Raw genomic sequence first — 6,953 nt, forward strand, 5'->3', positions numbered from 1 at the left:
TTACAAGACTATACCAAGGTTGATGTGATCAAGGGAAGTAGTATTTCCGAATTTTCAAAAAAACTAAAGGGTTATGAGACGGTAATCATTAGTTTTCACACAAGTCTTGGAGCCTATGCCAACTATAAGATCGATGATGATGAATTGCTGATCCTTCAAGAAATAGCAAAGAATCACAAAGTGATTTTGGATGTATTTGCCAGCCCTTATAGCTTGTTGAAGATCAAATCTTTTGAAAATATTGACGGGATAATTATATCATACCAGAATACCCCTTTATCTCAGGATGTGTCTGCACAGATGATTTTTGGAGCTCTGGATATCAAAGGTGTTTTACCTGTGAATATAAAAGATGATTTTAAAGCAGGTTTTGGGCTACAGCTTGCCAGTATTGATCGATTGGGATACTCAATACCAGAGGATGTAGGAATGGATATAAAAAAACTTCAAAGGATTGATTCTGTTGCTGAATTGGTCATCGATTCGGCAATGGCTCCAGGCATGCAGGTTCTGGTGGCGAGATATGGAAAGGTCGTATACAGAAAAAGTTATGGGTATTATACCTATGACGAAAAAAAAAAAGTAGATAATAAAAGCATCTATGATCTGGCTTCCGTGACTAAAATTTTAGGAGGTCTTCCGATGATCATAAAGGCGGAAGAAGCCGGGAAATTTGATTTAGATTCTCAGTTGGGTGATATCATGCCAGTTTTAAAGGAGAGTAATAAAGATACTGTAACTGTCAGGGAGGCTTTGGCTCATTATGCAAAATTAAAGCCCTACATCCCTTATTATGTCACCATGGTCGAAGGGAAGGACAATACTCCGAAAAAGGAGTATTTCAGTCAGACTACCTCAAGTAAGTACAGTATTAAGGTGGCCGAGGATCTTTACCTCAGAACAGATTACCTCGATACAATTTATAAGTTAATTGCAGAGGCGCCCCAGCGAGAAGAATTGGAATACAAATACAGCGGTTTGCCTTTTTATCTGTTTAAGGGGTATCTGGAAACAGTTTATGAGGAGCCACTTGATCAATTGAATCAGAAATACTTTTATGGACCCTTAGGTGCCTCTACCTTAGGCTATAATCCCTTAAATAAGTTCCCTAAATCAAGGATTGTGCCTACAGAAAATGATGAGTTTTTTAGGCATCAGTTGTTGCATGGGACAGTACATGATGAAGGTGCAGCCATGATGGGAGGGGTTAGTGGAAATGCCGGGTTGTTCGGGACTTCCAATGATGTAGCTAAAATGATGCAGATGTACCTTCAAAAAGGGTATTATGGAGGAGAGAGTTATTTTAAACCGGAATCATTTGATAAGTTTAACCGACGTTATTTTGAGGAAAAAGGTGTTCGAAGAGGCTTGGGTTTTGACAAGCCTCAACTGGATCAATCTATGGCTACCTGCGGATGTGTTTCCTTTAAAAGTTTTGGGCATAGTGGTTATACAGGTACCTATACCTTTGCAGATCCTGAAACTGAAATTGTATACGTGTTTTTATCTAATAGAGTTTATCCCACCAGAGAGAATAATAAACTGGGAGATGCTGATATCAGAACTGTGGTTCAACAATTGATACAAGAATCGATTATTGACTAAGATTGCTTATTTTGATTTGACAAATAAATAGGCCAGTAGAAAACTGATAATAAGGTATATCATCCCAACTGTGCTTCCGAAAAAATAAGACAGAACAAAGGACTGTATGATATAGGTAATAGGGAATAGGGTAATTCCGATCGTAAATCGAAAGGTGGAGATAAATTCAACCTCTCCGATTTTCGGATTAAAATAATTCCAAAACAACAAGGGTAAAAAACTATTGACCTTCATAAAAGGTGTCAAAAAATTAAACTGACTTTGTTGCCTATCTTGTTTTACAAAAGGTGCTTGTAGCTTTTGTAGTTTCTGGTTGACTGCAATTGGATCCATAAATTCCTCTTCGCTGAAAGATTGCTCAATCTCATCGTAATTTTCGAGGTCATCGATTTGCGTAATTATTTTTTTGAGAGCATTGCTTACTTCGGTTTTGATTCCGTTGTTCTGATTGGTAAGGTTGTCTTTTGTTGCCTTGATTGGCTTGCCATAGATAATATGAACGCTTGAACCATATTTTCTTGCATTGGTATAATTAATGCCAATAGGTAAAACATATACGTCCTCATCAGGTTTTTTTTCCAGCGCTCCAGAAACAATTCTGGTAAATCCCTTGCTAAGGATTCTTAAACGTCTTTTAATATTGTGATTTCCTTCAGGAAAAATCAACAGTGTTCCTTGTTTGTTTAAAATTGAATAACACTTTTGAAAAACTTCTTCATTTTTAGAAAGGCTGTCAATTCCATCTTTAATTCTATAAATGGGCAGCATATTCACAGAATATAACAAGGCCCTGATCAAAGGGGTGCTGAAAACATCTGAGCGGGTTAAAAAATTTAATTCTCTTGGTGTATAAGCCCCAATCAGGAGGGGGTCAATAAGGGCGTTTTGGTGATTTGCGACGAATAATATAGAAGTGTTTTTTGGCACATTTTCAGTGCCACTCACTTGTACCTTTTTAAAATAAAAAGTAAAACCGGTCCGCATGTAGTATTTAACAAATAAGTACCAGAGTTTTTTCATGCGATGCGAGTTTTCTTTTTGTCAGACCAGAAAAAGGCAATTAAAAGGCCGGATAGGATGTCCCAAATGGCCCAAAAAGCAACCAATAAGGCCATACCTCCTAAACCATCGAAAAAACTGAAAACCAGTAACAGACCCAGGCCGGAATTTTGAATTCCGGTTTCTATACACAATGTTTTTTGGTTCAGATAGCTGAGTTTATTGATTCGGGCAACGTAAAATCCAACTAATAATAACAGGCTGTTATGGGCAATGACAATGGCAAAAACATAATGGATATGTTCCATAAAAATATCCAGGTTATTATAGAATGCGCCAGCAATAAAGGCAAGAAAAATTAAGATCGAGACTGGCTTTAAAAAACGGGAAACTTTCGAAGCAAAATTTGGATGGTAATTATTAATCACCATACCAATTACGAGTGGAATCCCCAAGATAAGCAATACAAATCGAGCCACCTCGGCTGGTGCCACTTTTACTGATTTTAGAATTTCTGCGGTCGGCTCATAGAAACTGCCCCATATAGCAAAATTCAACGGTGTCATGATCAATGCTGCCAAAGAAGCAAAAGCGGTTAAACTCACTGAGAGCGCAGTATTTCCACCTGCTAGTTTGGTCATGAAGTTTGAAATATTTCCTCCAGGACATGCTGCTACCATCATCATGCCCAGTGCGATACTGGGATAGGGCTGAATGATGATAATCATTAAAAAGGTGACCAGGGGAATTAATAAAAACTGCGATATGATTCCAACGATCACTGGTTTTGGTGATTTTAACAGGTTGGTAAAATCAGATATCTTTATGTCCAGAGCCACTCCAAACATGACCAGTGATAATGTGAGGTTAACAACCCACAGGTTGTCAGAATTAAAATGTATCTGTATACTATCTATTGAATTGAGCATAGGTGTTTCATCAATTTTTAAAGGCATATGAAATAATGTTTGCTCCCATTTGAAGTGCCTTGCGCCTTACTTCAGGAGGGTTGTTGTGCACTATTTCATCTTCCCATCCGTCACTGAGGTCACTTTCAAAATCGTAAAAGCAGATCAATCTACCTTCATAAAAAAGACCAAAACCCTGAGCTGAGGCTTGGTCGTGTTCATGAATTTTTGGTAAGGTACTAAAATTAAATTTCTGATGGTATATTGCATGGTCATAAGGTATTTCCTGAAATTCAAGTTCAGGAAAAACTTTTTTCATTTCTTTCCGAATAAATTCGTCGAGGCCATAATTGTCTGATATATGAAGGAAACCTCCTGAAACCAGATAATTTCTTAAATTTTCACTGGCAGCATCTGAGAAATATACATTGCCATGTCCTGTTAGGAAAACGATAGGGTAATTAAAAATATCCTTGCTCTGTGTTTCTACATTTTTTGGCTTTTTTGAAAGCTGCGTGCCAATGCTTTCGTTGCAAAACTGGATCAAGTTGGGCACGGCGGTGGGGTTGGCATACCAATCGCCACCTCCATCATATTTTAAAATACCAACTTCCTGGGCCTGCGCCTGATTCATTATAAATAGAATGATCAGACATATCCATTGAGCCCGATTGTTCCTGCCATTTAAGTTGATTTTAATGCTCATACAAGTATCTATCTTTATTCATTCAGGAGTGAAACAGTGGTGCAGGCAACCACGCCAGCAGTCTCAGTTCGCAATCTGTTTTCTCCCAGCGTAACAGGATTTATATCACTTTTTAAAGCGGCTTCTATTTCCATAGGAGAAAAATCTCCTTCCGGTCCGATAAGAATCAATATTCTTTTCTGGTTTGGAAAATAGGTTTTTAAATTTTTTTTGTCACCATCCTCACAGTGTGCGATGAGTCCGAGATCCCATTCCTTTTTAGCAATAAACTCTGTGTAGCTCAGCGCTTTATTTAAAACAGGTTTTTGAAATTTTAAAGATTGCTTCATGGCAGACACAATGACTTTTTCCAGGCGTTCTATTTTTACCTGCCTTCTTTCAGAATGATCACAGATGAGAGGGGTAATTTCGTCAATGCCAATTTCCGTTGCTTTTTCAAGAAACCATTCGAAACGGTCATTCATTTTTGTGGGTGCAATCGCAATATGCAAGTGATAATTCCATGCTTTATCCTTTTTTTCAGATGCTTTTACCGAAACCAGACATTTTTTGTCATGTGCCTGAAGAATTTCAACTTTAAACAATGTTCCTTTTCCATCGGTGATATGCAATGTGTCCCCTGCTGTTTTTCGCAGAACTTTGACAATATGCCTGCTCTCTTCTTTGTTGAATTGCAGGGTCTTAAGATCAATATGTATATCAGGGTTATAAAAAAGTTGCATAAGCGAATGAAAGACAAGGCTAAATGTAATTAATTCTGCCGACTTTAAAACATGGACCAATAGAAACTAAACGATATCTTTTCTCATCGTACACCTTCTTTTATAGATGATCGGTTTAAAATTTTTCCAAATTAGCTGAATGTCTTTATTTTCTTCAAGCTCCGGTGTAATAATCATTTCGGTGACACCTTTTTCCTGGTATGTTTTGAAAAATTCGTCAAAAACAATGGCAGTAACACCTTTCTTTTGATATTCCGGTAAGATCCCGATTAAAAAGAACACGGATGATTTGGAATGTTTCTTTGCCTTTAACAGGTGCATAAATCCTGTAGGAAATAGTTTACCATTGGCTTTTTGCAAGGCTCTTGCAAATGAAGGCATGGTAATCGAGAAGGTGACTAATTTTCCCTGCTCATCAACAATGAATTTGATATATTCAGGGTTGATAAAACTAATGAACTTCCTTTTTAAATAGGCAATTTGTTTGTCGCTCACCGGTACAAAGGAAGAAAGATCCGCATAGGCCTTATTAAAAAGTGCAAACATTTCTTCTACATAGGGTAACACTTCTTTGGTAGACCTGAAATTGATGGCTTTGAGCTTGTATCTTTCTCTTACAATGGAGGCATATCTGCGATATTTTTTGATACCGACATCCTTCATTAAAAATTTGGTTTCGATGAATTTTTGATTGGGAACCAGACCATATTCTTTATAATGTTCAAAGTAATATGGGTAATTATACCAGGTAATCATGGTGCTCACAATATCAAATCCTTCTGTTAAGACCCCAACTTTATCAAGATTTGAAAATCCTAAAGGACCTTCTATAAATTCTAACTTTTCTTTTTTGCCAATCTCATAAATGGTATCAAGAAGTGCTTTACTGACTTCAAGATCGTCAATAAAGTCCATCCAGCCGAAGCGCATTCTTGGAACTTTTTGGATGTCAATTTCCAGATGGTTGATGATTGCGGCAATTCTCCCAACGATTCGCCCCTCCTTAAATGCTAAAAATAAGCGGGCATCGGCATGTTCAAATACCGGGTTTTCAGTCTTGTCAAAACTTGCGATTTCTTCACTAATAATAGGAGGAACCCAAAATTTATTGTCTTTATATAAGGAAAAAGGGAATTTAACAAATTGTTTCAACTCCTTTTTTGTCGAAATCTCCTGGATTTTTATCATTCGACAAAATTAATTGTTTTCAGATTTTTTATTGTATTTTTTTTGAGCTTTTTCTTTTTTCTTTTGCTCCTTCACCATGCGGTCATTTTGTTTCTTTCTGGCTTTCTGAGCTTTTTTATTCACAGGGGCTTCGATGGTCCTGGTCTTGGCTTTAGAGGTCTTTACCTGTCTCATGTCTCCACCACTGGATGATTTGTTTCCTGCAAAAAGACCAAAAGTTATGGTATTCCAAAAGCTTTTCTTTTCTTTAGGCATCATGCTGTCATCTCCATTGTCCACCTCACCAACAATTACCTTGTCCTGGTGTTTGTCTAGCCTCCAGGAGATTCCACCTCCAATGATATAGGTATTGTCTCCACGTTCGTCAAAAATCATTCTGGCAGAAAGATCCGCCTGCATATTAGGATTGATCAAATAAGCACCTCCGGCTCCAAATTGAAAGTCGTTCGGTACATTCTTTCTGAAAAAACCTTGATTTTCGCCAAAGATCGACCAGTTTTCATGCAAGGTATAGGTAACGGTAATGATATAGGAATTTTCCGCTTCGTTGGTAAAGGCCTTATCCGAAATTAAATTTAACAAGACGATCAGTCGGTCAGAAAGATCGTTTTGCGTATAGATCCCAAATCGGGGACTCACCCCTTCAGGATTTTTATGTAATTCAGTTAGTAAATTCGTGTTTAAACCAGCATAGACTCCTACCGCGGGAATCAATCTTCTTTTATCAAAACTATGCCTTGCTTTCCAACTTCTGATTTCTTTTGATTTATCCGCATATTCAGGTTTGTAGAGCATGTATTTTGCACCTATTGTCAATTTGCTAAA

7 protein-coding genes are annotated in these 6,953 nt (G+C 37.4%); 1 reads left to right on the forward strand and 6 read right to left on the reverse strand.

The features are described 5' to 3' along the window. Positions 1–1,605 (forward strand): serine hydrolase domain-containing protein (locus tag ACR2MV_RS12035; protein ID WP_434022166.1); only part of this gene is annotated, 1,605 nt, incomplete at its 5' end. A gap of 6 nt (positions 1,606–1,611) precedes the next feature. Here ACR2MV_RS12035 and ACR2MV_RS12040 read toward each other — a convergent pair. The 6 genes from ACR2MV_RS12040 to ACR2MV_RS12065 form a co-directional block, all read right to left on the reverse strand. Then, positions 1,612–2,625 (reverse strand): lysophospholipid acyltransferase family protein, encoded by a 1,014-nt coding sequence (locus tag ACR2MV_RS12040; RefSeq protein ID WP_434022167.1) that lies wholly within the window; start codon positions 2,623–2,625, stop codon positions 1,612–1,614. Continuing rightward, complete coding sequence (locus ACR2MV_RS12045) at positions 2,622–3,560, reverse strand: bile acid:sodium symporter family protein (RefSeq protein WP_434022168.1); 939 nt, start codon at positions 3,558–3,560, stop codon at positions 2,622–2,624. The genes ACR2MV_RS12040 and ACR2MV_RS12045 overlap by 4 nt, the downstream gene beginning before the upstream one ends. Beyond that, the gene (locus ACR2MV_RS12050; RefSeq protein ID WP_434022169.1) at positions 3,544–4,218 is read right to left on the reverse strand and encodes a DUF4159 domain-containing protein; all 675 of its coding nucleotides are present in this window, start codon (positions 4,216–4,218) and stop codon (positions 3,544–3,546) included. Before ACR2MV_RS12050 ends, ACR2MV_RS12045 begins: the two co-directional genes overlap by 17 nt. A 14-nt stretch (positions 4,219–4,232) precedes the next feature. Then, entirely contained in the window at positions 4,233–4,940 is a 708-nt protein-coding gene (locus tag ACR2MV_RS12055) for a 16S rRNA (uracil(1498)-N(3))-methyltransferase (protein WP_434022170.1), read from the reverse strand. 66 nt (positions 4,941–5,006) lie between these two features. Next, positions 5,007–6,128: a GTP cyclohydrolase gene (locus ACR2MV_RS12060; protein WP_434022171.1), complete on the reverse strand. Its 1,122-nt coding sequence runs from the start codon at positions 6,126–6,128 to the stop codon at positions 5,007–5,009. Between the two features lie 9 nt (positions 6,129–6,137). Beyond that, positions 6,138–6,953 (reverse strand): transporter (locus ACR2MV_RS12065; RefSeq protein WP_434022172.1); only part of this gene is annotated, 816 nt, incomplete at its 5' end.

This window comes from Lutimonas sp., assembly GCF_051011215.1.
GTDB lineage: Bacteria > Bacteroidota > Bacteroidia > Flavobacteriales > Flavobacteriaceae > Lutimonas.

What these genes read in the sequence shown, in the direction of transcription:
- ACR2MV_RS12040 (WP_434022167.1), bottom strand. Translation starts at nt 2,625, where the DNA reads ATGAAAAAACTCTGGTACTTATTTGTTAAATACTACATGCGGACCGGT.
- ACR2MV_RS12045 (WP_434022168.1), bottom strand. Translation starts at nt 3,560, where the DNA reads ATGCCTTTAAAAATTGATGAAACACCTATGCTCAATTCAATAGATAGT.
- ACR2MV_RS12050 (WP_434022169.1), bottom strand. Translation starts at nt 4,218, where the DNA reads ATGAGCATTAAAATCAACTTAAATGGCAGGAACAATCGGGCTCAATGG.
- ACR2MV_RS12055 (WP_434022170.1), bottom strand. Translation starts at nt 4,940, where the DNA reads ATGCAACTTTTTTATAACCCTGATATACATATTGATCTTAAGACCCTG.
- ACR2MV_RS12060 (WP_434022171.1), bottom strand. Translation starts at nt 6,128, where the DNA reads ATGATAAAAATCCAGGAGATTTCGACAAAAAAGGAGTTGAAACAATTT.